General features: G+C 71.9%; 24 protein-coding genes and 1 riboswitch. Of the genes, 9 read left to right on the top strand and 15 right to left on the bottom strand.

The window, feature by feature from the left end; translation table 11 throughout:
- Positions 1-5 precede the first annotated feature (5 nt).
- The 3 genes from F5972_RS31335 to F5972_RS31325 form a co-directional block, all read right to left on the bottom strand.
- Positions 6-449, bottom strand: coding sequence for a MarR family winged helix-turn-helix transcriptional regulator (locus F5972_RS31335; RefSeq protein WP_150938792.1), 444 nt, complete (start codon positions 447-449; stop codon positions 6-8).
- 226 nt (positions 450-675) lie between these two features.
- Positions 676-1101 (bottom strand): VOC family protein, encoded by a 426-nt coding sequence (locus tag F5972_RS31330; protein WP_150938790.1) that lies wholly within the window; start codon positions 1099-1101, stop codon positions 676-678.
- Between the two features lie 9 nt (positions 1102-1110).
- Positions 1111-1587 carry a helix-turn-helix transcriptional regulator gene (locus F5972_RS31325; protein WP_225312056.1) on the bottom strand — a complete coding sequence of 159 codons (477 nt, stop codon included), beginning with the start codon at positions 1585-1587 and terminating at the stop codon, positions 1111-1113.
- A gap of 84 nt (positions 1588-1671) precedes the next feature.
- Here F5972_RS31325 and F5972_RS31320 point away from each other — a divergent pair, with 84 nt between their 5' ends.
- Together F5972_RS31320 and F5972_RS31315 are read left to right on the top strand one after the other, a co-directional pair.
- The gene (locus F5972_RS31320) at positions 1672-2235 is read left to right on the top strand and encodes a TetR family transcriptional regulator (protein ID WP_150938788.1); all 564 of its coding nucleotides are present in this window, start codon (positions 1672-1674) and stop codon (positions 2233-2235) included.
- Between the two features lie 28 nt (positions 2236-2263).
- Positions 2264-2734, top strand: a complete 471-nt coding sequence (locus F5972_RS31315; protein ID WP_150938786.1) for a hypothetical protein — start codon at positions 2264-2266, stop codon at positions 2732-2734.
- A gap of 61 nt (positions 2735-2795) precedes the next feature.
- Here F5972_RS31315 and F5972_RS31310 read toward each other — a convergent pair whose 3' ends face one another.
- A complete protein-coding gene (locus F5972_RS31310) occupies positions 2796-4307 on the bottom strand; it encodes an NCS2 family permease (protein ID WP_150938784.1) in 1512 nt (503 codons plus the stop codon).
- Between the two features lie 94 nt (positions 4308-4401).
- Between F5972_RS31310 and F5972_RS31305 the strand changes: the two genes are divergently transcribed.
- On the top strand, positions 4402-4662 hold the full coding sequence (locus tag F5972_RS31305; protein ID WP_225312055.1) for a DUF2530 domain-containing protein: 261 nt from the start codon (positions 4402-4404) through the stop codon (positions 4660-4662).
- Positions 4663-4688: 26 nt separating this feature from the next.
- Here F5972_RS31305 and F5972_RS31300 read toward each other — a convergent pair whose 3' ends face one another.
- The gene (locus tag F5972_RS31300) at positions 4689-5723 is read right to left on the bottom strand and encodes a TetR/AcrR family transcriptional regulator C-terminal domain-containing protein (protein ID WP_150938780.1); all 1035 of its coding nucleotides are present in this window, start codon (positions 5721-5723) and stop codon (positions 4689-4691) included.
- 154 nt (positions 5724-5877) lie between these two features.
- Here F5972_RS31300 and F5972_RS31295 point away from each other — a divergent pair, with 154 nt between their 5' ends.
- Positions 5878-7083, top strand: coding sequence for an FAD-dependent monooxygenase (locus F5972_RS31295; protein WP_150938778.1), 1206 nt, complete (start codon positions 5878-5880; stop codon positions 7081-7083).
- Between the two features lie 4 nt (positions 7084-7087).
- On the opposite strand, the gene F5972_RS31290 is transcribed toward F5972_RS31295, so the two are convergent.
- Both F5972_RS31290 and F5972_RS31285 read right to left on the bottom strand, forming a co-directional pair.
- Positions 7088-10135 (bottom strand): sacsin N-terminal ATP-binding-like domain-containing protein, encoded by a 3048-nt coding sequence (locus tag F5972_RS31290; protein WP_150938776.1) that lies wholly within the window; start codon positions 10133-10135, stop codon positions 7088-7090.
- A 2-nt stretch (positions 10136-10137) separates the two neighbouring features.
- Positions 10138-10935: a DUF3027 domain-containing protein gene (locus tag F5972_RS31285; RefSeq protein ID WP_150938774.1), complete on the bottom strand. Its 798-nt coding sequence runs from the start codon at positions 10933-10935 to the stop codon at positions 10138-10140.
- Between the two features lie 100 nt (positions 10936-11035).
- Between F5972_RS31285 and F5972_RS31280 the strand changes: the two genes are divergently transcribed.
- Positions 11036-12457: an MFS transporter gene (locus F5972_RS31280; protein ID WP_191910401.1), complete on the top strand. Its 1422-nt coding sequence runs from the start codon at positions 11036-11038 to the stop codon at positions 12455-12457.
- Positions 12458-12599: 142 nt separating this feature from the next.
- Here F5972_RS31280 and F5972_RS31275 read toward each other — a convergent pair whose 3' ends face one another.
- Positions 12600-12998 (bottom strand): cold-shock protein, encoded by a 399-nt coding sequence (locus F5972_RS31275; RefSeq protein WP_150938770.1) that lies wholly within the window; start codon positions 12996-12998, stop codon positions 12600-12602.
- A 185-nt stretch (positions 12999-13183) separates the two neighbouring features.
- Here F5972_RS31275 and F5972_RS31270 point away from each other — a divergent pair, with 185 nt between their 5' ends.
- On the top strand, positions 13184-15613 hold the full coding sequence (locus F5972_RS31270; RefSeq protein WP_150938768.1) for a helicase-associated domain-containing protein: 2430 nt from the start codon (positions 13184-13186) through the stop codon (positions 15611-15613).
- 103 nt (positions 15614-15716) lie between these two features.
- Positions 15717-17372 (top strand): DNA repair helicase XPB, encoded by a 1656-nt coding sequence (locus F5972_RS31265; protein ID WP_150938766.1) that lies wholly within the window; start codon positions 15717-15719, stop codon positions 17370-17372.
- 312 nt (positions 17373-17684) lie between these two features.
- Here F5972_RS31265 and F5972_RS37570 read toward each other — a convergent pair whose 3' ends face one another.
- Both F5972_RS37570 and F5972_RS31260 read right to left on the bottom strand, forming a co-directional pair.
- Positions 17685-17828 carry a hypothetical protein gene (locus F5972_RS37570; protein WP_191910400.1) on the bottom strand — a complete coding sequence of 48 codons (144 nt, stop codon included), beginning with the start codon at positions 17826-17828 and terminating at the stop codon, positions 17685-17687.
- Between the two features lie 154 nt (positions 17829-17982).
- Positions 17983-18288, bottom strand: coding sequence for a hypothetical protein (locus F5972_RS31260; protein ID WP_150938764.1), 306 nt, complete (start codon positions 18286-18288; stop codon positions 17983-17985).
- 206 nt (positions 18289-18494) lie between these two features.
- Between F5972_RS31260 and F5972_RS31255 the strand changes: the two genes are divergently transcribed.
- Together F5972_RS31255 and F5972_RS31250 are read left to right on the top strand one after the other, a co-directional pair.
- Positions 18495-20480, top strand: coding sequence for a HelD family protein (locus tag F5972_RS31255; RefSeq protein ID WP_150938761.1), 1986 nt, complete (start codon positions 18495-18497; stop codon positions 20478-20480).
- A gap of 1 nt (position 20481) precedes the next feature.
- Entirely contained in the window at positions 20482-20904 is a 423-nt protein-coding gene (locus F5972_RS31250) for a GNAT family N-acetyltransferase (protein WP_150938759.1), read from the top strand.
- Between the two features lie 144 nt (positions 20905-21048).
- On the opposite strand, the gene groL is transcribed toward F5972_RS31250, so the two are convergent.
- From groL to F5972_RS31225, 5 genes are all read right to left on the bottom strand, one after another.
- Positions 21049-22671 (bottom strand): chaperonin GroEL, encoded by a 1623-nt coding sequence (gene groL, locus F5972_RS31245; protein ID WP_150938757.1) that lies wholly within the window; start codon positions 22669-22671, stop codon positions 21049-21051.
- A 304-nt stretch (positions 22672-22975) separates the two neighbouring features.
- Positions 22976-23179: a cold-shock protein gene (locus F5972_RS31240; protein ID WP_150938755.1), complete on the bottom strand. Its 204-nt coding sequence runs from the start codon at positions 23177-23179 to the stop codon at positions 22976-22978.
- Between the two features lie 256 nt (positions 23180-23435).
- Positions 23436-23711: a MoaD/ThiS family protein gene (locus F5972_RS31235; RefSeq protein ID WP_138461929.1), complete on the bottom strand. Its 276-nt coding sequence runs from the start codon at positions 23709-23711 to the stop codon at positions 23436-23438.
- A 45-nt stretch (positions 23712-23756) separates the two neighbouring features.
- Positions 23757-25022, bottom strand: coding sequence for a threonine synthase (gene thrC / locus F5972_RS31230; RefSeq protein ID WP_150938753.1), 1266 nt, complete (start codon positions 25020-25022; stop codon positions 23757-23759).
- A 14-nt stretch (positions 25023-25036) separates the two neighbouring features.
- Positions 25037-25176: riboswitch (SAM riboswitch) on the bottom strand.
- Between the two features lie 96 nt (positions 25177-25272).
- Positions 25273-25824: an RNA polymerase sigma factor gene (locus tag F5972_RS31225; RefSeq protein ID WP_150938751.1), complete on the bottom strand. Its 552-nt coding sequence runs from the start codon at positions 25822-25824 to the stop codon at positions 25273-25275.
- Positions 25825-25843 lie beyond the last annotated feature (19 nt).

Below are 25843 nucleotides of genomic sequence, written 5' to 3'. Positions count from 1 at the left end.
GCCGCCTACATCGTCGACAGCTTCTCCAGGATCGGCGCCGCCGCCCGCAGTGCCGCCCTCTCCTCCGGCGTCAGGTCCCTGAGCCGCTGCGCCAGCCAGGCTTCCTTCCTTCGGCGCTCCTCCTTGAGCAGCGCCGCCCCCTGCGGCGTCACGCTGACCGTCACCTGCCGGCGGTCGGTCGGATGCGGAGCGCGTTCCAGCAGGCCCCGGGCCTCCAGCTTGGCGATCACGCGGGTCATCGAAGGCGGCTGCACCTTCTCGTGCTCCGCGAGCTCGCCGGGGGTCATCGCGGTGTGGCGCTCGACGGCGACGAGCGTCGCGAGCTGTGTGGGCGTCAGTGAGTGGTGCGCGGCCTGCTTGCGCATCCTCCGCGTCAGCCGCGCGAGGGACACGCGCAGGGCGGACGCGAGAGCGGCGTCGCTGCGCAAGTTCTGGGTGTTCGTTAGCATGAGTCATTACCTTTGCTAACTATATGTCGCATGTCGCCATTCCTCCAAACGGTCCCCATCTGGGGTGATTCACGTGGACCGACCGTACCGGCACCGGACCGGTGTTGATCACGAGCCCGGCCGTGGAGGACGCAGTCTGTCAGGTGGACGGAGAGGCCCGGCCCCCATACCGGGGACCGGGCCTCCACGAGCCGTGCCGTCGTGCCGTCGTGCAGTCCTGCAGTCGTCAGGCGAAGTCCTCCGGCGTGAACCGCCTCGGCTCCACGAGGACGAGCCAGTTGCCCTGGTTGTCACGCATCACGGCCTCGATCCCGTACGGCCGCTCCGCCGGCTCCTGCAGGAACGTCACCCCCTTGGCCGTGAGCTCCTCGTAGGTCTTCCGGCAGTCGTCCACGGCGAGCCCCAGCCCGCCGGCCTGCCCCTTGTCGAGTTGCCTGCGGTGGAAGTCGGCACCCTCCTCGTCCAGCGGAGGCCCCGGCTTCATGAGCGTGATCTCCAACTCCGGACGATCGGGAAGGCCGACGGTCAGCCAGCGATATCCGTCCAGCGTGACGTCGGTCCTCGCGACGAAGCCGAGGACGTCCACGTAGAAGTCGCGGGCCTCGTCCTGGTCCTTGCAGTAGACGGTGACCAGAGAGACGTTCGTAATCATGCGAAAACGCTACTGCCGCCCCGCTGACCTGGGCTTCTCCAAAATTGCAGAGTCGGAGACGCGGTGCGCGGCGAGGTCGAGCACGCCGGACATGAACAGATAGCAGCCGGGGACGTGGGGGCCGCCGCGTGCCGCCCACCTGTCGCGGTACTCGCTCGGGCTCTCCCCCACCAGCCGCCGGAACTTGGCCGAGAACGACCCGAGGCTGGTGAACCCGACCGCCATGCAGATCTCGGTGACCGTCAGGTTGGCCCCGCGCAGCAGTTCCTGCGCGCGCTCCAGCCTGCGCCGGGTGAGGTAACGCATCGGCGTCTCGCCGTACGCCGCCTCGAAACAGCGGACGAAGTAGAACTTGGAGATCCCGGCGACCGCGGCGAGCCCGTCGAGATCGAGATCGCTCCGGTAGTCGCGGTCGATGCGGTCACGGGCCAGGCGCAGCCGGGGCACCAGGTCCGCCGGCACCGCCCCGCCTCCCCTGAGCGCCACGTCACGACACTACCGCCCCAGCGTCTTGCACCACTCTTTCTAACAACGTTAGATTCAGCCTAATGATGTTAGAAGGGACTGCTTGTGAGCCCGGCTGCCCGTATCGACGCCGAATCGGTCCTGCGCGCCGCGCTGCAGGTCCTCGACGAGGAGGGCGTCGCGGCGCTCTCCATGCGCACGATCGCCGCCCGCCTCCAGGTCAGGGCGGCGTCGCTCTACTACCACGTGCCCAATAAGGCCGCGCTGCTCCAACTGGTCGCCGACAGGGTCGCCGAAGAGGTGATCGCGTCGGTCGTTCCGGGCCGCGGGTGGCGCGACCTGCTCGCGGACGTCGCCCAGGGGCTGCGCCGGACATTGCGGGCCCACCCCGGCGCGGCCGCCGTCGTCGCCGTACGGCACGCGTCTCCGCAGGTGTTCGAGCGGGCCGTCCCGACGGTGCTGGCCGCCATGAACACGGGCCTGCGGGTCACCGACGAGGAGGCGCTGTATCTCGTGCAGTCCCTCTACGTCCTCGTGACCGGCCACGCCCTCGCCGAGTTCGGCGACACCCCCGAGCCGCCGGCCGCGCCCACCGCGTACTACGACGCCTGGTTCGACATCGCCGTCTCGACGTTCCTCGCGGGCGTCGAGGCGCGCTACGGCGCCTGAACCCCCTGCCGTACGGAAAGGAAGCGCCGTGGTCTCCGTCGCGCTCGTCCTGCTTGTCCTGGCCGACGCCTACTTCGTTCTCACCACGCTCGTGGACCTGTTCCCGTTCAACAATGTGCGGGAGGCGAGGCGGTCGGAGCAGGTCGCCGAGGTGGCGATCAACGCACCGGTCATGGCGCTCCCGGCCGTGTTTCTCGCCTGGGCGGCCGGCGCCGGGCTGCCCGCCCTGGCGTACGCCGGCGGGGCGCTGGAACTGCTCGCCGCCCTCAACGGCCTCGCGCTGTGGTGGCTTCCCTACCTGGCCGCCGTGACGGTCCCGTGGGCGACGGCGGGCACCGGGGAGAGCTGGGCCGCGTTGCACGCCCGGACCTACGCCAAGACCGTCATCGTGCTGCCGCGCCGCGGCGATCGCCCGCGCCCCAACCTGGAGCACATGATCCTCCACGCGCTCATGCTCGCGGCCGCGATCTGCACGTTCGCCGCCGCCCGTACGCTCTGAGACGCGAAAGAGGCCGCCGCGGCCGGGTGGTCGCGGCGGCCTCTCGGGACCGAACCGGCGGTCAGCTCAGACCGAGCAGGTTCTTGATGGGCTCCAGGGCGAAGTAGACGACGAACAGCGCCCCGACCAGCCACAGCAGGGGGTGGAGCTCCCTCGCCCTGCCGCGGAAGACCTTGATCACGATGTAGCTCACGAAGCCCGCGCCGATACCGGCGGTGATCGAGTACGTGAACGGCATCAGCACGATGGTCAGGAACGCGGGGATCGCGGTCTCGAAGTCGCTGAAGTCGATCTCCTTGACCTGCGTCATCATCAGGAAGCCGACGACCACGAGAGCCGGGGTCGCCGCCTCGAACGGCACGATCTCCGTCAGCGGGGCGAAGAACATGGCCAGCAGGAAGAGCAGGCCGGTGACGATGCTCGCGAGACCCGTACGCGCGCCCTCGCCGACACCGGCCGCCGACTCGATGTAGGTGGTGTTGGACGACACGCTCGCCGCGCCGCCCGCCGCCGCCGCGAGCGAGTCGACCAGCAGGATCTCCCGGGTGCGCTCGACCGTCCCGTCCTCCTGGACCAGGTTCGCCTGCCGGCCCACGCCGACGATGGTGCCCATGGTGTCGAAGAAGTCGGCGAGCATGAGCGTGAAGACGAACATCACGGCAGCCAGGCCGCCGATCTTGGCGAAGCCGCCGAAAAGGCTGAACTGACCGAGCAGCGACAGATCGGGTAGCTCGATGAACCTGGCCGGCCAGGCGGGCACGTTGAGCGACCAGCCGTCGGGGTTGGCGGGCTGACCCGGAGCCACCTGCGGCCCGATCTTGCCGATCGCCTCCACGATCATGGCCAGCACGGTGGTGCCGATGATGCCGATCAGGATGGCGCCCTTGACCTTGCGGGCGACGAGGAAGGCCGTGATGAGCAGGCCGACGACGAACACGAGGGTCGGCCATCCGGTCAGCGAGCCGTTGCCCAGGGCGCCGAGCTTGACCGGGACGGTGGTGCCGCCCGCGTCGGGTATCCGCCGGACGAACCCGGCGTCGACGAACCCGATCAGTGCGATGAACAAGCCGATGCCGACGCTGATCGCGGTCTTGAGCTGCGCCGGGATCGCATGGAACACCGCCACTCGGAAGCCCGTCACCACGAGGATCGCGATGACGATACCTTCGAGCACCACCAGGCCCATCGCGTCCTCCCACGACATCTGACTGGCGATGCCGAAAGCGAGGAAGGCGTTCAGGCCGAGCCCGGTGGCCAGGGCGAACGGCACCCGGCCGAAGACGCCCATCAGGATCGTGAGGATGCCCGCCGCGAACGCGGTGGCCGCGGCGACCAGCGGGATGTTGGGGTTGGAGCCGTCACCGAGGAACTGGCCCGTCTTGTCGGCGACGGTGCCGATGATGAGCGGGTTGAGCACCACGATGTAGGCCATCGTGAAGAACGTGGCGAAGCCGCCGCGGACCTCCTGGCCGACGGTGGAACCACGAGCTGAGATGGAAAAGTATCGATCGAGGAAATTTGGGGAATTCATAGAGTTCGTTTTCACGCGCGCAGAGTCGCAGGCCCCTACCATCGGCGGGAAGAGCCAGGGGAGCAGCGTTGTCCTTTCGTGACGGGTTTGTCATAAAAATACCGGGTCGCTGCCCTGCCCTTCTAAGCTGGCCTACGTGAGCGAACGCCGGCCGGACCCCCCGCCCCTCAGAACCCGGGACACCCTGACGATCCTGACCGGAACGGTGTTGTGGGCGGTCGCCCTGGTCGTGGTGCTGCTGGTCGTGCGCCCCGCCGACACGCGGCTCGTCTGGACCTGCGTGGCCGGCGTCGGCCTCGGCCTGTTCGGTCTCCTCTTCGTCCGCCGCCGCGACGCCCGCGTACGCGACGCCGCCCCCGCATCCGGCCTGTCCGGATCGGAGCCGCACCATCCCTGACCCGCGGCCCCGTACGGCGGGTGCGCTCAGGGAGCGTCGGTGAGGAGCATCGCGATGCCGTCGAGAAGGCGCTGCAGGCCGAACTCGAACAGCTCGTCGATGTCGAAGTCGTAACCGCTCGCGCTGAGGGCCTCGAACATCGGCAGCCGGCGGCCGGCCATGATCGCCTTGAAGGCGGGCTCCTGGGCGTCCATCCACTCGTCGACGCTCATCCCCGTGATCGCCTCGGCCTCCGCCTCCACCTCCAGGTTGACCGCCGTGCCCCGGACGTGGTTGAACACGGTGATGTACGCGGTGAAGACCGTCCCCAGGTCGAGACCGAGACCGTCGAGTGCGGTGAGCACCCACTCGGTGAAGGGCAGCGCGGCGGCGATCGGCTGGGGCCGTGTCACCGACATGGCCGGCGCGAGCCACGGATGCCGGCGGAACGTCGACCACAGCAGACGCGCGGCCAGTTCGACCCGGCCGCGCCAGTCGCCAGGCGGTTCGCCGGGGAACCGCATCCGGCCGAAGACCTCCTCCATCATCCGCAGCACCAGGGCGTCCTTGTCCGCGACATGGCGGTAGAGGGACATGGTCGCCACCCCGAGCTCGGTGGCCACCCGGCGCATCGAGACCGCCCCGAGCCCTTCCGCGTCGGCGACCGAGACGGCCGCCGAGGTGATCCGCGCCGGGGTGAGCGCGCCGTCCGGGGCGCCCCGCCGCCGGGAACCGGCCGGCGCACCCGGCTGCCCGGCGGAGGGCTCTCCCGCGCCCGGCGACCTGGCGGAAACCGGACCACCGTGAGCGACCTTCCCCTGCGGCGAAACGGCGGCTGACGACCGGCTTCCGGTGTCGACGACGGCGTCGACGACCGTGCCGACGCCGGGCACGGCGCGGACGAGTCCCTCCCGGCGCAGCTCGGTGAGCACCTTCGTCGCGGTCGCCATGGCGACGCCCCATCGCCGGACGATCTCCCGGGTGGACGGCACCCGGTCGCCCGGCCTGAGCTCGCCCGCCTCGATCCGCCTCCGCAGCTCGGCGGCGATCTCCTGGTAGCGTCCCGCGCCCGAACCGTCCACGCCGACCTCCCGCACTAGTGCACCACTGTAGCCCAGCACGCTGCCACGACGGCCCCGACCCGAGCCGATCCCACCTCAGCGCACTAGTGCTCCAAAGATATCTACCCAGCTTATCGCCTTGCCTGCACTATGCGTACGTCGTACAGTGCGGTGTATGCAGAACACCGACATTCTCATCTCCGGCGGCGGCATCGCCGGGCCCGCACTGGCGTACTGGCTGGGCCGGGCGGGTTTCACCGTCACCGTCGTCGAGCGCGCGCCCGCGCCCCGCCCGGGCGGCCAGACCGTGGACCTGCGCGGCGCGGGCCGCACCGTGGCCGCCCGGATGGGCCTGCTCGACCGGGCCCGGGAGGTCTCCGTCGAACAGAACGGCGTCGCCCTGGTAGACGGGAAGGGCCGCTTCACGGCCACCCTGCCGGTCGACGCCTTCGGCGGCGAGGGAATCGTCTCCGAGATCGAGATCCTCCGCGGCGACCTGGCCGATCTCCTCTACCAGGCGTCCCTCCCCGGCACCGAGTATCTGTTCGACGACACCGTCACCGCCCTGGAGCAGGACGACGACGGGGTGACCGTCACCTTCGAGAAGTCCGCGCCGCGCCGGTTCGGGCTGGTCGTCGGCGCGGACGGGCCGCACTCGGCCGTACGCGCGCTGGCCTTCGGCCCCGAGGCGGACTTCGTCCGCCCGCTCGGCGTCTACACCTCGTGGTTCACCGCCACGCTGCCGCTGGACCTCGGCGGCTGGTACCAGATGTACAACGCCCCGGGCGGCCTGGTCGTCTCGGCGCGGCCGGGCCGCCTGCCCGGGGAGATCAAGGCCGGCCTGAGCTTCCGGTCGGGGCCGATCGCCTACGACCGGCGTGACGTCGCCGCGCAGAAGCAGATCATCGCCGACCGCTTCGCGGGCGCCGGATGGGAGACCCCGCGGCTGCTGGCCGCGATGGCGGGCGCGCCGGACTTCTTCTTCGACCCCATGGGACAGGTGTGCCTCGACCGGTGGTCGCGCGGCCGGGTGGCGCTCCTGGGCGACGCGGGTTACTGCGCCACGCCGCTGACCGGCCTCGGCACCAGCCTCGCCCTGGTCGGAGCATACGTCCTGGCCGGCGAGCTGGCCGCGACCGGCGACCACCGGGCCGCGTTGCGCCGCTACGAACAGGTCATGCGGCCCTACGTGACGGAGGCGCAGAAGCTGCCGCCCGGCGGCGCCGGCGGTTTCGCGCCGTCTTCCGCGCTCGCGATCCGGCTGCGGGCCGCCTCGATGCGGTCCATGACCCGCTGGCCCATGCGCGGCATCCTGGCCGCCCAGTTCGCCAAGGCCGGGAACATCGCCCTGCCCGACTACCCCCTCCCCGCCATGCGGTGAGGGGTCAGAGGGACGTGACGGGGTCGAGGTCGGCCTCGGCGAGGAGGAGGGGGACCCGGGCCGGGTCGCGCAGCAGCGCGGCGACGGCAAGGCGGTCGCCCCACTGGCCGGACGCCCAGGCCAGCCCTCTCGCCAGCCCCTCCACGCCGGTGGCGTGGACCACGCCCTCGGAGAACCGCCACGGCACCGGGGTGCCGTCCACGAGAAGCTCGTCGTGCTCGACATACGTCGCGGGGGCGCCGGGCAGCAGCGAGCGCACCTCGGGCGGCACCGGCTTCTCCGCGCCGTGCGAGGTGACCACGCCGGTGACCGTCTCTCCGGCCAGCGGCAGGTCGAGCACGTCCGACAACGCCTCGGCGAGGTCGAACGGCGCGAGCACCAGCGGGCGGTCCTCCACCAGGGGCAGCAGGTCGGGCGCCTCCACCACGACCGGGCCGTCCTCGACGTCCGCGACCGTGACCATGCCCTTCCGCACGGCCCGTACGGCCTCCGGCGGGCCGACGCGGTCCGGGTCGACGGCGGCGAGCGCGATCCACAGCGACCGCAGCTGGGCGCGGTCCACCTCCAGGGACGCGTCGGCCAGCAGGTCGAGCAGCTCCTCGGGGCCGCCGCGCGCGTCCAGCAGCCCGGCCAGGGTCGACCGGACGCCCATCATCGTGAGCGCGTCCTCGTCGATCCCCGCCGGCGCCTCGGCGTACAGGCCGAACAGCAGCGGGTCGCCCGTCGGGAGCCGCAGCTCGACCGGCCTGCGCCCGCCGAGCACCGGGTGCCGCGACAGCCACCAGGCGGTGTACGACGGCACCTCGACGGTCTCCCCCGCCGCGAGCACCCGCATCGGCCGCAGCGCGGCGCGCAGCGGCGGCCGCGACAGCAGCGCGAGCGCGTTCGGCCAGTCCGCGACGTACTCCAGGTCGCGTACGGCGGTGAACTCCCGGACCACCGGGGGCACGTCGAGGTCCGGCAGCAGGTCGAGCACCGCCTCCAGCCACTCGTCCTCGAGATCGAGGTCGTGGTCGCACTCGGCGGGGTCGAGCAGCACGTCGGAGTCGTTGACCACGGCGAAGCCGTCGAGCACCCCGGTCGCCGCGAGCACGTGCGGCCCGTACTTCTCGACCAGGTCGGGCGCGGCGACGCCGAACGGCACCTCCGGGTCGATCAACCCGGCCAGGGAGCCCTGGGCCAGCAGCAGCTCACCCGCGGCGTACCGCTCGCCGTCCGCGCCGCGCAGGGCCAGCTCGGCCAGCCAGGGCGCCTCTCCCGCCGTCAGGCCGGCCGCGTCCACCAGGGCCAGCACGGCCTGGGCCACCGGCTCGGGGTCGGCGCTGTTCAGCGACTCGGCCACGGCCGCGTGGGTGAGCGGGTCCTCCAGCACCGTACGCGGAGTCGCCTCGGCCGCACCCAGTCGCAGCAGCAGCGGGTGGACGGCGTCGGGGTGGACGATCCGCAGCCCGAGCGGGGCCAGCAGGGCGGGGTCCAGCGAGCCCGGGCCGGACCCGCCGCCCGCACCGCCGGACAGGAGGGTGGACGACAAAGCCCCGGACGAGGCGGTGGACGTGGCGGCGCCGCCGTCCGGTGACAGCACCAGCGTGCCGCGCGGGCCGCGAACCAGGCGGCCGTCGGCGAGCGGCACGGGGATCGCCCCGATCGCCTCCGGGTCGTCGGCGGGCAGCGCCTTGTACAGCGACCGCCACCACGCCGGGTCCTTGTCCTCCACGGCCTCGCCGGACAGCATGTCCACGACGTCGGCCAGCTCGACCCGGCGTACGCCGAGCGTGGTCAGGGCCGGATGCCGGGAGGCCCACCCGGCGGGCAGCAGCCCGGGGACGATGCCGGCGATCTTCGCCAGGAACTCGGCCGGGCCCTCGACCGCCCGCGCCTCGTTGCCCGGAATGACGCCGCCCGAGACGCCGCCGGCGTCGTCGGAGATCGACGGCAGCAGCGGCGTGTCCGGCAGCGCGGCGATGATCTCCCGCCTGATCGCCGCGTCGAGCGCGCCGCTGCCCATGAGGCCGGGGACGAGATCGAGCAGGGCGGGGGTGGCCGGAAGCTCCCCCAGCAGCCGCACGTACGCCTCGGCGGCCCTGGCGACCAGGAAGTCGGTGAGCGGCCCCGGCGCGACGTGCCGCCGGTCGGTGGTCATCGGGAACGACGCGATCAGCAACGCGGGCAGGTCGAGCGGCTCGTCGCTCGGCGTCGGCGCGTGGACCACCCGGGGGACGCCGTCGCGGCGGCCGGCGGGGACGGCCCAGCGGACCTCCCAGTAGGGCCGGGCCCGCTCCTCGGTCGGCCGGTCGGCGAACAGTTCGCTGACCTGCGCGGGGGTGAACGTGCCCGACTCGGCGACGACGTGCCAGCCCTCGGCCGAGATCGTACGGCTCCGCCCGTCGACCTCGATCTCGACGGTCTCCAGCGCCGGCATCGACAGCGGCAGCGCCGGCCCGGCCTCCTCCAGCATCCGCCGTACGGCCTCCTCGGCGGCCTGGTCGCGCAGCGGCAGCCGGACGAGCGTGTCGTAGCCCTCGGGGACGCCCGGGGCGTCGTCGCCGAACGGCAGCCGCAGCAGCGGGACGTGGCCCTCGCGGCCCTTCAGCTCCCCCGCCAGCGCCGGCGTGGCGGCGACCAGCGCGGCGGTCTCCGCACGCGACCAGCGCACTCCCCGGATCTCGCCGGACGGCAGCCGGGAGGCGACCGACGGCTCGTCGGTCACCGACACCACGGCGGCGAAGCCGACGCCGAACCGTCCGGCCGCTCCCGTCTCGTCCTTCTTGCCGGAGACCCGCAGCGTGCTCAGGCCCTCGACGCCGGCCTCGTCGAGCGGAGCGCCGGTGTTGGCGGCGAGCAGCACGCCGTCGGCGAGCGTCAGCCGCAGACGGCCGGGCACGCCCGCCCGCAGCGCCGCGTCGGCGGCGTTCTGGGCGAGCTCCACGACCAGCCGGTCGCGGTAGCCGCCGAGGGCGAAGTCCTCCTCGGCGTTGGCGTCCTCGCGGAAGCGGGCGGGCGAGGCCGCCCAGGCCGCGAGAACCGTGTCACGCAGGCGCGCGGTGTCGAACATGATCAGGCGTGGCCCAGGGGTTCGGAGCTCGCCTCATCGGCGGAGCCGGACTCGGTCAGGTCGTATTCCAGGTCGTCGAGGATCGGCGGCGCGGCGTCCGTGACCATGGAGGGCACGGTGGTCGCCTCGGAGTGGGCGCCGCAGCCGTGGTCGGCCGACACCACCCGGCCGTCGTCCGGCGCGTACTCATTGGCGCAGACGCCGAAGCCCAGCCCCAGCGTCCCGGCGAGCGGCCAGTAGAAGCCACAGGTGGAGCATTGCGCGGGCGCGGCGTGCGCGATGGGGGCGTGCGGGCCCGGCTCGCCGGACCGCCAGCGGTGCGCGGCGAGGTCGCGGCCGAGGGCCGACAGGACGCGGGCCCGGCCCAGGCCGAGCTCGAGGACGGCCTGCGCGTCGATCGCCTCGTCCGGGGAGGCGAACCCGGGCACGAGCCGGTCGTCGTCGGCCTCGGTCGGCAGCAGGTCGCCCACGCCGAGGTCACCGGGGAGCAGCCGCTCGTTCCACGGCACCCAGCGGGGGGCGAGCAGCGCGCGGGCTCCGGGCAGGAGCACGGTCTCGCTCACGGTCACCACGCGGGCGCGGGAGGCCCGGGTCACGGTGACCGCCCAGCGCCAGCCCAGGTAGGCCCGGTCAAGGCACTCGAAGTAGTGGGTGACGACCCGGTCGCCCTCGTTGTCGAAGCCCAGGTGCTCTCCCACCTCCCCCGGGCGCGCGATCTCTTCCGCCGCGCCGCGGGCGAGGCCGACCGCCGCCGCACAGGCCTGGTCGACTGGAGTGCTACGGATTCGGGTACGACTCACACTCTCCATTTTCACCCACGCCGGGAGCGGACCGCACCGGCTTGATGGGCAAATCATGAGAGGACCCTCGGGGCCTATGGTGAACATTTGGGCGAACGTTATGCATGTTGTGGGCGCGCCCGCCCGGGCGACCCGCCGGCTCACGCACGCCCAGGGAGCGGACCGCACCGGGCTCGGCCGCCTGATCGAGCTGACCGCCGCCCACTCGGCCGGGGACGCGCTGGTCACGGTGGCCCTCGCCGGGGCGCTGCTGTTCCGGCTCCCGGTCGGCCAGGCCCGCGGGCAGGTCGCGGCATATCTGCTGGTCACGATGCTGCCGTTCACGGTCGTGGCGCCCTTTGTCGGGCCGGTGCTCGACCGGCTGCGCTCGGGCCGCCGCTACATCATGGCGGGCACCCTGCTCGCGCGGGGCCTGCTGTGCTGGGGCATGGCCGGCGCCGTGCACACCTCCGACGCCGTCACGCTGTTCCCGTCCGCGCTCGCCGTCCTGGTGTTGTCGAAGGCCTACAACGTCTCCCGTGCGGCGATCATGCCGAGCCTGCTGCCCGCCGACATCCCCCTGGTGACCGCGAACGCCCGGGTGGCGTTGTTCGCGCTGGTGTCCGCCGGGGCCGGGGCGGGCCTGGCCACCGGCCTGTCCGCCGCCGCCGGGCCCGACTGGGTGCTGCGCGCCGCCGTGCCGGTGTTCCTGCTGTGCGGGGTGTTCGCCGTACGGCTCCCGCGGCACGTGGACGCGCCCGACCCCGAGGACGACGAGCCGCGCCCGCGCTGGCGCACACTGCTCGGCCTGCGCCCGGACGCGGGCCGGGCGGCGCATCCTGGCGCGGAGCCGGGCGTGGGCGAACGCGCGGGCGCGGGCCGTGCGGCGCATCCTGATGCGGAGCCGGGCGTGGGTGAATGCGCGGGCGCCGACACAGGTGCGGGGCCGGGCGTGGGATCCGTGGTGGGCTCGGTGGTGGGCGAGGCCATGGGCGCCAACGCCGCGATCCGGGTCCAGTCGGGCTTCCTCGTGTTCTTCCTGCTGTTCCTCGTCCAGGACGGCCACCTGCGCGGCCTCGACCCCGCGGTGGCGCTGGCGCTGCTGGCGGCCGCCGCGGGCGCGGGCGGCCTGGCGGGGGCGGCCGCCGGATCCTGGACCCGGTCCCGCTCGCCGCAACTGACCGTGTTGGCCACCCTCGCGCTCGCGACGGTCGCCACCGTCGCGGCGGCGTTCGTCTTCACCATCTGGACCGCCGCCGCCGTCGCCCTCGTGGGCGCGTTCGCCCAGGGCCTCGGCAAGCTCGCCTTCGACGCGATCGTGCAACGCGAGATCGGCGAGGAGGTGCGCTCGTCGGCCTTCGGGGTCGCCGAGACGCTGCTGCAGATCGCCTGGGTGTCCGGCGGCCTGCTCGGCCTGGTGCTCTCCCTGTTCGTGGCCGGTCCCGCCGGGCTCGGCGTGATGTCCGCGGCCCTCGCGCTGGCCTTCGGCCGCCTGCTCACGCTGCGCCGCCGAAGGCTCGCCGCCCGGCCCGCCGCCGCCTAAGCCCGCCGCCTAAGCCCGCCGCCTAAGCCCGCCAGAGCACAGCAGCCCCGCCAGAGCCACGCCTGAGAAGAGCGCCGCAGGTCCCAGCCCGAGCCTGCGGCCCGACGCCCGGCCCCTCGGCCGCACCTCGCGCCCGTACGCCCTACGCGTCGAGGTCGTCGGCGACCGCGCGCAGCACGGTCGCGACCTTCTTGGCGTGCGGCACGTCCGGGTGCTTGCCCCGCTGGTAGGAGTTCGAGATGTCGTCGAGCAGCTTGATCAGGTCCTCGACGATGACGACCATCTCGTCCGGCTTCTTCCGCTTCGCCTTGGGCTTCACGGTCTTCGCCAGCGTCGGAGGCTGGTCGATCACCCGCACCGACAGCGCCTGCTGCCCCCGTCGGCTCTCCGCCACCCCGAACTCGACCTTCTGCCCGGGCTTGAGGGCCTCGACGCCTTTGGGCAGCGCGGAGGAATGGACGAAGACCTCACCGCCGTCGTCGCGGGTGAGGAAGCCGAAACCCTTGTCGGCGTCGTACCACTTGACCTTGCCACTCGGCACAGGGGTGACCTCGTTCAGACTGTCGTGAAGGTGATGGATGTAGGTTATGCCCACAGACAGGCCCCGTGGACCCACTAAGGGGCCACTGAAGCGTCGCGTCTCCGGATTCCCGTGGATCTTCCGTCAACCCCTGCCGCGCGGGCGGTCCCGCGATCCCCAAGAGGCGTCCCCCTACCATGGAGACGATGACGGGCACCGACTTCAGCGAGTGGCTGCGCGGCCGTTCCGACGAGCACCTGCGAGCGCTCGTGACGGCACGGCCCGAACTCGTCACGCCCGTTCCCGCCCACCTCGACGGCCTCGCCGCCCGCGCCTGCAGTCCGTCCGCCCTCGGCCGGGCCCTGGACCGGCTCGACCGCTTCCAGCTCGCGGTGCTGGAGACGCTGGCGCTGCGCGAAGGCCCTTCCTCCCGCGCGGCCCTGTTCTCCATGATCGTACGCGCGGCGCCCGGCACGGCCGCCGAGGAGGAGATCGGGGCCGCCCTCGACGCGGCGCTCGACACGCTGGTCATCCGCGGCCTGGTCTACGGGCCGCCGGACGCCCTGCTGCCCGCGCCCGGAGTGCCCGCGGCCCTCGAGCCCCCGGCCGCGCTCGGCCCGCCGGCCGCCGAGGTCTTCCGCCACCATCCGCCCGAACGGCTCGACGTCCTCCTGCGCGACATCGACCCCGCGTACGACGGCGGCGGGCAGGCGGACGCGGGCAGGCCGGCCAGGCAGCGGCTCTCGGCGCTGCTGTCCGACCCCGCGACCGTCGCGCGCCTGCTGGAGGAGGTGTCTCCCCAGGCGAGGGCGGCGCTGGACGAGCTCGTCTGGGGTCCGCCGAGCGGGCGGCTGCCGAGCGCCCGCCGGGAGGTCGACACCGCGACCGCGCAGTCGCCCATCGAACAGCTGCTGGCCCGCGGGCTGCTGGGGGCGACCGGGGAGGAGAGCGTCGCGCTGCCCCGGGAGGTCGCCCTGGTCCTGCGCGGGGGCCGGGTGCACCGCGACCTGTCCCCCGGGCCGCCCGCCCTGGACGGGCCCGTGCGCGACCAGGAGCTGGCCGACCGGACGGCCGCCGGGCAGGCGTTCATGTTCGTCCGCATGGTGGAGGAGCTGTGCGAGCTGTGGAGCGTCGACCCGCCCGGCGTGCTGCGCGCCGGCGGCCTGTCCGTACGGGACCTGCGGCGCGCGGCCCAGCTTCTCGACCTGCCGGAATGGGCGGCCGGGCTGGTCGCCGAGGTGGCGCACGCGGCCGGGCTGGTCGCGGCGGGCGAGGGTGAGTGGCTGCCGACCGGCGGCTACGACGGCTGGCGGATCAAGGCGACCGAGGACCGGTGGGCCGTGCTCGCCGCCGCCTGGGCCGCGATGGACCGCGCGCCCGGCCTGATCGGCGAACGCGACGACCGGGACCGCCCGCTGAACGCGCTCCACCCCGACCTGCGCCGGTCCGGCGCGGCCCAGACGCGGGCGCGCACGCTCGCCGTGCTGGAAGCGGCGCCGCCCGGCCTCGCGCCGACGCCCGAGTCGGTGCTCGCCCGGCTCGCCTGGGAGCAGCCCCGGCGCCGGTCCGCGCCACGGGAGCCGCTCGTCCGGTTCGCCCTGCGCGAGGCCGAGCACCTCGGCGTGACGGGCCTCGGCGTGCCGGCCGCGCACGGCCGCGCGGCGGCCCGCGGCGACGGCCGGGCGGCGGCGGACCTGCTCGCGCCGCTGCTGCCGCAGGCGGTCGACCACGTGCTGTTGCAGGCCGACCTGACGGCCGTGGCGCCCGGGCCGCTGACCACCGACCTCGGCCGGCGGCTCGCGCTCACGGCCGACGTCGAGAGCAAGGGCGGCGCGACCGTCTACCGCTTCTCCGAGCAGTCGGTCCGCCGGGCGCTCGACGCCGGGCACTCCGCCGGCGACCTGCTCGCCATGCTGGAGCGCCACTCGGCCACGCCGGTCCCCCAGCCGCTGGCCTACCTGGTGACCGACGTCGCCCGCCGCCACGGCCGCATCCGGGTCGGCGTGGCGTCGTCCTACGTCCGCTGCGACGATCCGGCCCTTCTCGACGAGGTGCTCGCCGACAAGCGGGCCAACCTGCTGCGGCTGCGGCGGCTCGCGCCCACCGTGCTCGCGTCCAAGACGTCCCGGGCGGCGCTGGTCGACACGCTCCGGGCGATGGGATACGCGCCGGTCGCCGAGTCGCTGGAGGGCGACGTCGTCGTCGCGCGGGCCGACTCCCGGCGGACCGAGGGGCCGCCCGCCGCCCGCGCGCCCGCGAACCCCGGTCTCGGCTCCGAGGCGGCCGCCGGGGCCGTACGGGCGATGCGCGCGGGAGACTCGGCGCACCGGTCCCGCCGCCCGCCCGCCGAGACGCCCGAGGGGCAGGTGCCTCGCTCCCCCAGCACCGCGACGATCAGCGCGCTGGAGGAGGCCATCCGGCAGGGGTCGCGGGTGTGGATCGGCTACACCGACTCGCAGGGCCACGCCACCAGCCGTATCCTCGAACCGGCCCGCATGGAGGGCGGTTACCTCACGGCGTACGACGAGACCCGGGCGACCGTCCACCGCTTCGTCCTCAGCCGCATCACCGGCGTCGCCGGCTACGACTCCGAGCGGTCCGAGACGCCCGGGGAGCGCGCCGCCGGAGTCGACTGAGGGGCGTCCCGCGACACGGCGGGCGACCCGGTCTCGGTGAAACGGGACTCATCGGGCCTGGTCTCTTGTTGGATAAGGGACAGCCGTACCAAGGGAGCAGGCATTGAGTGACGGGCCGCTGATCGTTCAGTCGGACAAGACGCTGCTGCTGGAGGTGGATCACCCGAGGGCCGGCGAGTGCCGCAAGGCGATCGCCCCGTTCGCCGAGCTCGAACGCGCTCCCGAGCACGTCCACACCTACCGGGTCACCCCGCTCGCGCTGTGGAACGCCCGCGCCGCCGGGCACGACGCCGAGCAGGTCGTCGACGCCCTCATCGGGTTCAGCCGCTACCCCGTGCCGCACGCGCTGCTCGTGGACGTCGCGGAGACCATGGCGCGGTACGGCCGCCTGCGGCTGGAGAAGCACCCGGTGCACGGCCTGGTGCTCACCACCAGCGACCGCGCGGTGCTGGAGGAGGTGCTGCGGTCCAAGAAGATCCAGCCCCTGGTCGGGGATCGTCTCGGCGCCGACTCGGTGGCCGTGCATCCCTCCGAACGCGGCAACATCAAGCAGACGCTGCTCAAGCTCGGCTGGCCGGCCGAGGACCTGGCCGGATACGTCGACGGCGAGCATCACCCGATCGACCTGCGCGAGGACGGCTGGGAGCTGCGGCCGTACCAGAAGGAGGCGGCGGACGCGTTCTGGCACGGCGGTTCCGGCGTCGTCGTGCTGCCCTGCGGCGCGGGCAAGACGATCGTGGGCGCGGCGGCGATGGCGCACGCGCGGGCGACCACGCTGATCCTGGTCACCAACACGGTCTCGGCCCACCAGTGGAAGCAGGAGCTGCTGCGGCGCACCTCGCTGACCGAGGACGAGATCGGGGAGTACACCGGCACCAAGAAGGAGATCCGCCCGGTCACCATCGCCACCTACCAGGTCATGACCACCCGGAGGCAGGGCACCTACCGGCACCTCGAACTCTTCGACGCCCGCGACTGGGGGCTCGTCGTGTACGACGAGGTCCACCTGCTGCCCGCGCCGATCTTCCGGATGACCGCCGACCTCCAGGCGCGCCGCCGTCTCGGGCTGACCGCCACGCTGGTGCGCGAGGACGGCCGGGAGGGCGACGTCTTCTCGCTCATCGGGCCCAAGCGGTACGACGCGCCCTGGAAGGAGATGGAGAACCAGGGCTACATCGCCCCGGCCGAGTGCGTGGAGGTCCGGGTGACGCTCCGCGACGACGAGCGACTGGCCTACGCGATGGCCGAGAGCGACGAGCGCTACCGGTTCTGCTCCACCACCCCCGCCAAGATCAGGGTCACCGAGGCGCTGGTGCGGCGGCACGAGGGCGAGCAGGTGCTGGTCATCGGGCAGTACATCGACCAGCTCGACGAGCTGGGCGAGCACCTCGACGCGCCGGTCATCAAGGGAGAGACCAAGGTCAAGGAGCGCGAGCGGCTGTTCCAGGCGTTCCGCGACAAGGAGATCCAGGTGCTGGTGGTCTCCAAGGTCGCCAACTTCTCCATCGACCTGCCCGAGGCGGCCGTGGCGATCCAGGTCTCCGGCACGTTCGGCTCACGCCAGGAGGAGGCCCAGCGGCTCGGCCGGGTGCTGCGCCCCAAGGCGGACGGCGGAGGCGCGCTGTTCTACTCCGTCGTGAGCCGGGACACCGTCGACCAGGAGTTCGCCGCGCACCGGCAGCGCTTCCTGGCCGAGCAGGGATACGCGTATCACATCATTGACGCCGACGACGTGGGCCAGGAGGACCCGGCGAGGTGATCTCGCCGGGTGGGCGCCGTGTCCCGGGGCGCGTTTCCCCGGGACCACGTCCACGGTGAAGATCGGCCGTCTGGAGCCGAACGGTGAAGATCGAACGGTGAAGATCGACGGGCACCTGTCAGATCCAGGAAATGCCTGCGGGCCGTGTCACCACATCACCCCCTCGCTCCTATACCGACATCGCGGTGCCGTGATGGCGGCAATACCCACTCAGTACGGCGAATCACGCAATATGCGCATTTTTCACCTTGTCCCTGGTTTGTCGCAAAAAAGCGGAGAGTGTTACCAATTCTCCGGTGAGTGAGCAAATCGCTACCGAACGCGGTTATATAAACGCGACACACAGCAATAAATCACCCCGGCATCACCGCGCCTGAGCAGCGCAACGCGCAGCACGTAAGGCAGCACCGTGCCGAGCACGCTCAGCAGCACCGTGCCGAGCACGCTCAGCAGCACGGTGCCGAGGCACGCTCGGCAGCACAGCGCCCGGCATGCTCGGCGGCCACAGTGGCCAGGCGCCTCACAGCACCGTGTCCGGCGCGCCGGAGACGCCAGGCAGGCATCCGGGGCACAGCGCCTCAGAGCCTCCGTCGGTCCGGGCGCCCGCGGCTCAGCGGACGGCCAGGCCGCCGAAGAACAGCACCGCCAGCGCCGCGATCCACGCCGCCACGGCCACGCCGTACAGGGACTCGCGACGGGCGAACCAGGCGAACCCCGTCGTCCCCGCCGCGACGAGCGCGACCAGTTCGGACAGCGAGGCCACCGACGCCAGCCGATCCGCGCAGTCCGGCGCCGGTTCCAGACCGGCGCAGAAGGCCAGCCGGCTCCAGCCGCCGAAGACCGCGAAGCCCCACAGCGTGGCGAGCAACAGGCTCACCGCCGCCGGGATCGCGGGAGGAACCCAGGTGCGCGTCACCCGCGTAGAGATACCCAGGCAGGCGAACGGCGACACGCTAGAGAAATACCGTTTCGGCATCTGGGCGCCCGTCGCTAAGCTCTTGTCCTTCCGCCTCTCGTCCTTCCCGTCCGCAGCCTGTCCGCTGCCCGTCTTCAGTCCTGTCCTCGGTCCTGTCTTCGGTCGGTCCTTGTCGTGTCCTCGTCGTGTACGGAGGAGTTTTCCGCATGCCTGAGAATGTGCTCGAAGCCGAGCGCGCCCATCTCGCGGCCTCCCGCGCCGCGTTGCGGGCGATGCGCGAACACGCGCAGTCGCTGTCCGCGGACGCCGCCGCCGACTGGGTGTCGCAGCAGGTGCTCCAGGGCCTGCTCGACCAGCGCGTGGCCGCCCTGGCCGACCACCCCGACACACCGCTGTTCTTCGGCCGCCTCGACCGGACCGCCGGCGACGACCTGCCGGACACCATCCACGTCGGCCGCCGGCACGTGCACGACGACAACAGCCGGCCCCTCGTCATCGACTGGCGCGCGTCGATCTCCCGCGCCTTCTACCAGGCGAGCCCGTCCGACCCGATGGGCGTCGCGTTGCGCCGCCGGTTCGGCTACCGGGGCGGCGACCTCACGGCGTACGAGGACGAACCGCTGGACGGCCGGGCGCTCGGGCAGAGCAGGCTCCTCACCGAGGAGATCGAGCGCCCCCGCACCGGCCCCATGCGCGACATCGTCGCCACCATCCAGCCCGACCAGGACGAGATCGTCCGCGCGGACCTCGGCGTGACCGTCTGCGTGCAGGGCGCCCCCGGCACCGGCAAGACCGCCGTCGGCCTGCACCGCGCCGCCTACCTTCTGTTCACCCACCGCGAGAAGCTTGCGAGGTCGGGCGTGACGATCGTCGGCCCCAACCGCGCCTTCCTCGCGTACATCTCCTCGGTCCTCCCGGCTCTCGGCGAGGTGAAGGTCGACCAGACGACCGTGGCGGGCGTCCTCGGCGAGCACGCGCATCCCGAGGACCCGGCGGTGGCGGCCGTGAAGGGTGACGCCCGGATGGCCGAGGTCCTGCGCCGCGCCCTGTGGCTGCACGTCGTCAAGCCGGTCGAGGGCGTGCTCGTCACCAAGGGCGTGAACCGCTACCGCGTGCCCGACCACGAGGTCCGGGAGATCGTCGCCTCGCTGCGCGGCACGACGCGATACGGCCCGGGCCGCACGATGCTGGCCCAGCGGCTCGCGCACGCCGTGCTCGTGCAGATGGAGCGCCGCGGTGAGTCGCCCGACGACCGCACGCAGGACGCGGTGGCCCGCTCGAAGCCGGTCAGGGCCGTCCTCGACGCCGTCTGGCCCAAACTGACTCCTCAGCAGGTGCTGCACCGCCTGCTGTCGGACGCCGAGTTCCTCGCGAAGGCCGCCCGGTCGGATCTCACCGCGGAGGAGCAGGAACTGCTCCTGTGGCGCAAGCCATACAAGTCGCACCGGTCGGCGAAGTGGACGGCCGCCGACGCCGCCCTGCTGGACGAACTCGGCGACCTCGTCGAGCGCACCCCGTCCCAGGGCCACCTGGTGGTGGACGAGGCGCAGGACCTGTCGGCCATGCAGCTGCGCGCGCTCGGGCGGCGCTGCCGCACCGGTTCGGCGACCGTGCTCGGCGACCTCGCCCAGGGCACCACCCCCTGGTCGGCGCGGTCGTGGAAGACCGTGCTCGACCACCTCGGCCAGCCCTCGGGGGAGGTCACCGAGCTCACGCTCGGCTTCCGCGTGCCCCGCGAGATCCTCGACTTCGCCGCGCGGCTGCTGCCCTCCGTCGCGCCCGATCTCGCCCCGCCCCGCTCCCTGCGTCCCGGCGCCGGATCGCTGTCCGTACGGCATGTGCCCGACGTCGCCGCGGCCCTTCCGGAGGCCCTGCGGCGGACGCTCGACCGCGAGGGCTCGATCGGTGTTATCGCGGCGGACGCCGCCGTACCGGCCCTCTCGGCCGCCCTGGACACCGCAGGCGTGCCGCACGCGGTGCTCGGCCCCGACGCGACGGGCGACGACCGGGTGCTGCTGGTGCCGGCCACACTCGCCAAGGGACTGGAGTACGACCACGTGATCGTGACCGAGCCCGCCGGCATCGTGGCCGCCGAGGACCGGGGGCTCGCCCGCCTCTACGTCGTCCTCACCCGGGCCGTGACGTCCCTGACCATCCTGCACGCCCACGATCTTCCCGAGGAGTTGATATGAGATGAGCGAGGTCATCCTGCGGTACGGCGGTCTCGACGACGTCGAGGCCGTGCTGCGGTTCTGGCTGGAGTCCGCGGAGAACACCGACCGGCACGACGACGCCGCCAAGGTGACGGCGCTGGTCGAGCGTGACCCCGAGGCGCTGATCATCGCCGAGATCGACGGCCGCGTGGTCGGCACGCTGATCGCGGGCTGGGACGGCTGGCGGGCGAGCCTCTACCGGCTCGCCGTCGACCCGGCGGAGCGGCGCAAGGGCATCGGATCACAGCTGATCCGGGCCGCCGAGGAGCGGTTCCGGAAGTACGGCGCGTTCCGGGTCGACGCGATGGTCCTCAACGACAACGCCCTGGCGCACCACGCCTGGTCGGCGGCGGGATACACGATGCAGACCGACTGCGCCCGCTGGGTCAGGCGCCTCAGCTGAGCCGCGGGGATCGACGTCAGGCGGTGACGGCGGAGCCCGGCCGCCCGTGGGACCCGAGGCGCGCGGGGAAACGGGGGCGCACAAGGAAAAGGGCGGCTCCCCCGAGGGGGAACCGCCCTTCCTGGTGAAGCGGGAGAGCAGGACTCAGAAGTCCATGTCGCCGCCGCCGGGCATGGCGGGGGCCTTCTCCTTCTCGGGCTTCTCGGCGATGACGGCCTCGGTCGTGAGGAACAGGGCCGCGATGGACGCCGCGTTCTGCAGCGCCGAGCGGGTGACCTTGGCCGGGTCGATGATGCCCGACTCGAACATGTTGACGTACTCGCCGGTCGCGGCGTTGAGGCCCTCGCCCGCGGGCAGGTTGCGGACCTTCTCCACCACGACGCCGCCCTCGAGGCCGGCGTTGACGGCGATCTGCTTCAGCGGCTCCTCGAGCGCCTTGCGGACGATCGCCGCGCCGGTCGCCTCGTCGCCGTTGACCTCCAGCTTGTCGAACGCGTTGGCGCCGGCCTGCAGCAGGGCCACGCCACCGCCGGGGACGATGCCCTCCTCGACCGCGGCCTTGGCGTTGCGGACGGCGTCCTCGATGCGGTGCTTGCGCTCCTTGAGCTCGACCTCGGTCGCCGCGCCGGCCTTGATGACGGCGACGCCGCCGGCCAGCTTGGCGAGACGCTCCTGGAGCTTCTCGCGGTCGTAGTCGGAGTCGGTGCGGTCGATCTCGGCGCGGATCTCGTTCACGCGGCCGGAGATCTGCTCCGCGTCACCGGCGCCGTCGACGATCGTGGTCTCGTCCTTGGTGACGACGATCTTGCGGGCGCGGCCGAGCAGGTCGAGGGTGGCGTTCTCGAGCTTGAGACCGACCTCCTCGGAGATGACCTGGCCGCCGGTCAGGATCGCGATGTCCTGGAGCATGGCCTTGCGGCGGTCGCCGAAGCCGGGGGCCTTGACGGCCACGGACTTGAACAGCCCGCGAATCTTGTTGACCACCAGGGTCGCCAGGGCCTCGCCCTCGACGTCCTCCGCGAGGAGGACCAGCGGCTTGCCGGACTGCACGACCTTGTCGAGCAGCGGGAGCAGGTCCTTGTTCGCCGAGATCTTCTGGTTGGCGATGAGGATGTAGGCGTCCTCGAAGACCGCCTCCATGCGCTCGGGGTCGGTCACGAAGTAGCCGGACACGTAACCCTTGTCGAAGCGCATGCCCTCGGTGAGCTCCAGCTCCAGACCGAAGGTGTTGCTCTCCTCGACGGTGATGACGCCTTCCTTGCCCACCTTGTCCATCGCCTCGGCGATGAGCGCGCCGATCTCCGGGTCGGCGGCGGAGATGGAGGCGGTGGAGGCGATCTGCTCCTTGGTCTCCACGTCCTTGGCGAGCTTCGACAGCTCCTCGCTGACGCGCTCGACGGCGGCCTCGATGCCCTTCTTCAGGGACATCGGGTTGGCGCCGGCGGCGACGTTGCGCAGGCCCTCGCGGACCAGCGCCTGGGCGAGCACGGTGGCCGTCGTCGTGCCGTCACCGGCGACGTCGTCGGTCTTCTTCGCGACTTCCTTGACCAGCTCGGCGCCGATCTTCTCCCACGGGTCCTCGAGCTCGATCTCCTTGGCGATGGAGACACCGTCGTTGGTGATCGTGGGGGCGCCCCACTTCTTCTCCAGCACGACGTTGCGGCCCTTGGGGCCGAGGGTCACCTTCACGGCGTCGGCGAGCTGGTTCATACCGCGCTCGAGACCGCGCCGGGCGTCCTCGTCAAACGCGATCATCTTGGCTGCCATTAGGCTAGACCTCCCAGTAGCAGGGTGTCTTCAACGGACCGAGCCGACGCCCGCGACGGCGTGGACCCGCTATCCCTGCGCGAGCCCCATCGCCCCGATCCCGGTTGTTGTCACTCTCGACCTCAGAGTGCCAAACAAGTATTTAGCACTCTACCCCCGAGAGTGCAAGCGGAAGCCACTCTGACCAGCTTGGACGAGGTTCCCGAACACCCTTACGAGGACAAACGAGGACCGACGGGCACGGACGAGCCGAAGGCCCGGTCCGCGGATCGCGGACCGGGCCTCCAATGGTCGCTTGACGGGATCAGGCGACGGCCCGTACGGCCTCCGCCTGCGGGCCCTTCTGCCCCTGCGTGATGTCGAACTCAACCCGCTGACCCTGCTCGAGGGCCTTGTAGCCGTCCATCATGATTGCCGAGTAATGGACGAACACATCCTTCCCACCGTCTACCGCGATGAAGCCGTAGCCCTTGTCCGCGTTAAACCATTTGACGGTGCCCTGCGCCACTTCCGACTCCTCTTGCTGGGCTGGGGACCACACCCAAGAAGCCCCCGGTTTCGTCGATCGTCTTCGACCATACCCGTGTCAAGGCGTAGAACAACAGAGTCAATCCGCAAACTACTACGTCGCGTTCGCTCAAAGCGGTACAGACGATTATTCACTTTTCTACCGAAAGGTTGAGCGCTTCACCTTTCGCCGCCGCGACGCCCCACTTCCCCGGTGAAAGAAGCGCATGTCAGGTGCACGGCGGCGGTGCCGCGGCTCAGCCCCCGGCGACGGCGGGGATGACCGAAATCTGTACCCCGTCCGGCGTGGCGGTGTCCAGCCCATCGGCGAAACGGACGTCCTCTTCTCCGACATAGACGTTGACAAAACGCCGAATCTTGCCCGTCTCATCCAGGATTCGACCTCCGATGCCCGGATAGTCCGCATCCAGCTTCTGCAGGACCTCGCGGAGCGTTCCCCCCTCCCCGCTTACCTCCGCGACGCCGTTGGTGTACGTCCGCAGAATCGTCGGAATCCGCACGGAAACGCTCATTGCTCACTCGCTTTCGTTGCTGCCGATGGGCCTGTGATAACGCTTTCAGTTGGCGAATGCCGCACGGAAGGCGTCGAGGGAGGGACGGATGACCGCGGACGGGCGAGCCTGCGCGGCCACCGCGTCAAGTGTCTTGAGACCGTCGCCGGTGTTCAGCACGACGGTTTCGGCCTCGGGGTCGAGGCGCCCCTCGCGCACGAGCTTGCGCAGCACGCCGACCGTGACGCCGCCCGCGGTCTCGGCGAAGATGCCCTCGGTCCTGGCCAGCAGGCGGATCGCCTCGACCACCTCGCCGTCGTTCACGTCCTCCACCGCACCGCCCGTGCGCCGGGCGATGTCGAGCACGTACGGGCCGTCCGCCGGGTTGCCGATGGCCAGCGACTTGGCGATGGTGTCGGGCTTGACCGGCTGCACCACGTCCTGCCCGGCCTTGAAGGCGCGGGAGACCGGCGAGCAGCCCTCGGCCTGCGCGCCGAAGATCCGGTACGGCCGCTCCTCGACCAGGCCGAGCTTGATCAGCTCGCGGAAGCCCTTGTCGATCTTCGTGAGCTGCGAGCCGGAGGCCACCGGCACGACGATCTGCTCGGGCAGCCGCCAGCCGAGCTGTTCGGCGATCTCGTACGCCAGCGTCTTGGAACCCTCGGCGTAGTAGGGCCGGAGGTTGACGTTGACGAATCCCCACTTCTCGCCCAGCTCGTCGCCGATGAGCTCGGAGCAGAAGCGGTTCACCTCGTCGTAGGTGCCGTCGATGCCGACCAGCCGGCCGCCGTACACCGCGGCCATGGTGACCTTGGCCGCCTCCAGGTCGGCGGGGATGAACACGCAGGAGTCCAGCCCGGCCCTGGCCGCCGCGGCGCCCACCGCGCCGGCGAGGTTGCCGGTGGACGAGCACGACAGGGTGTGGAAGCCGAAGGCGCGCGCGGCCTCGACCGCGATCGCGACGACCCGGTCCTTGAAGGAGTGGGTCGGGTTGCCGGAGTCGTCCTTGACGTGCAGCGACCGCAGCCCGAGCTCGGCCGCCAGCCGGTCGGCCCGCACGAGCTTGGTCCAGCCGGGCTGCAGGTTGGGCTTGTCCGCCACCCCGGCGGGGACGGGAAGCAGGGAGCGGTATCGCCAGATGTTCGTCGGGCCCGCCGCGATGTCCTCCCGGCGGACCTCTCCGAAGTCGTACGCCACCTCAAGGGGGCCGAAACACTCCGTACAGGCGAAGACCGGGCCGAGCTCGTAGTGAGCGCCGCACTCCCGGCAGGACAGACCGGTGGCGGGGCCGAAGTCGGTGGTGGTGGGGGCCGCAGTGTTGCTGTGCGCCATGAAGCGAGGCCTTTCCCTCATCTTCGCTCGCGACCACCCTGGCCGCGAGCCGGAATTGGCACCTGTCCCGGCCGGGCCTCGTGGGCACGAGTTCGACACCGGGGAGGTTGCCGGGGCTTCGCAGGGCCGGTCCCTCCACCCCTCTGGATGAGCATCTTCAGTTGTGGGACCTTCGAAAAAGGTCCTCCAGCACTGTACCCCGGCGTCCCCTGTGTCCGTTCCGTTGTCTCAGATGGTGAGAAGGTTTGTATCAGCCGTAGGCCTCGCCGAGCGCGCTCTGCACGTATTTGCGTGCCTGGTGTATCCGGGACTTGACGGTGCCGAGGGGAATGCCGAGCTGCTCGGCGACCTGGGAGTAGTCGAGCTGGCAGATGTCGCGCAGCACGAGCGCCTGGGCGAGGTCGGGCCGTTCGGCCTCCAGCGCCTCCATCGCGTCGAGCAGGTCGAGCCGCGACCCGGCGATGACGCTCACCCGCCGCGGGTCCGGCCGCTGCTCGGGCAGCTCCTCCGCCTGCTCCGACGAGCGCCGCTTGAGCGACCGGTAGGTCGTCCTGGCGCAGTTCACGGTCACGATGTGCAGCCACGTGCTGAACTTGGCCCGGCCCTCGAACCGGGCGATGTTGCGGGCCACGGCGAGCAGCGTGTCCTGCGCCGCCTCTTCCGCGTCCTGCCGGTACGGTAGAAGCCGCTCGCAGTGCCGCAGCACGTCGGGCTCGATGCGCCGCAGCAGCTCGCCGAGGGCGCGGTGATCTCCCCGGGCGGCCGATCCGGCCAGCTCCTCGGTGACGTCGTCCAGTGCCATCCCGTTCCAGCCCTCCCGC

It is taken from the genome of Microbispora cellulosiformans, from assembly GCF_008728085.1.
Lineage (GTDB): Bacteria > Actinomycetota > Actinomycetes > Streptosporangiales > Streptosporangiaceae > Microbispora > Microbispora amethystogenes.
The sequence above is the reverse complement of the archived record's forward strand: the minus strand, read 5'-3'. Positions and strand labels throughout refer to the sequence as shown.

Bases quoted from the DNA above. Each gene is read 5' to 3' on its own strand.
- F5972_RS31335 (WP_150938792.1), bottom strand. From the start codon at position 449: ATGCTAACGAACACCCAGAACTTGCGCAGCGACGCCGCTCTCGCGTCC.
- F5972_RS31330 (WP_150938790.1), bottom strand. From the start codon at position 1,101: ATGATTACGAACGTCTCTCTGGTCACCGTCTACTGCAAGGACCAGGAC.
- F5972_RS31310 (WP_150938784.1), bottom strand. From the start codon at position 4,307: ATGGTAGGGGCCTGCGACTCTGCGCGCGTGAAAACGAACTCTATGAAT.
- F5972_RS31295 (WP_150938778.1), top strand. From the start codon at position 5,878: ATGCAGAACACCGACATTCTCATCTCCGGCGGCGGCATCGCCGGGCCC.
- F5972_RS31290 (WP_150938776.1), bottom strand. From the start codon at position 10,135: ATGTTCGACACCGCGCGCCTGCGTGACACGGTTCTCGCGGCCTGGGCG.
- F5972_RS31280 (WP_191910401.1), top strand. From the start codon at position 11,036: ATGCATGTTGTGGGCGCGCCCGCCCGGGCGACCCGCCGGCTCACGCAC.
- F5972_RS31270 (WP_150938768.1), top strand. From the start codon at position 13,184: ATGACGGGCACCGACTTCAGCGAGTGGCTGCGCGGCCGTTCCGACGAG.
- F5972_RS31255 (WP_150938761.1), top strand. From the start codon at position 18,495: ATGCCTGAGAATGTGCTCGAAGCCGAGCGCGCCCATCTCGCGGCCTCC.
- F5972_RS31250 (WP_150938759.1), top strand. From the start codon at position 20,482: ATGAGCGAGGTCATCCTGCGGTACGGCGGTCTCGACGACGTCGAGGCC.
- groL (WP_150938757.1), bottom strand. From the start codon at position 22,671: ATGGCAGCCAAGATGATCGCGTTTGACGAGGACGCCCGGCGCGGTCTC.
- F5972_RS31235 (WP_138461929.1), bottom strand. From the start codon at position 23,711: ATGAGCGTTTCCGTGCGGATTCCGACGATTCTGCGGACGTACACCAAC.
- thrC (WP_150938753.1), bottom strand. From the start codon at position 25,022: ATGGCGCACAGCAACACTGCGGCCCCCACCACCACCGACTTCGGCCCC.
- F5972_RS31225 (WP_150938751.1), bottom strand. From the start codon at position 25,824: ATGGCACTGGACGACGTCACCGAGGAGCTGGCCGGATCGGCCGCCCGG.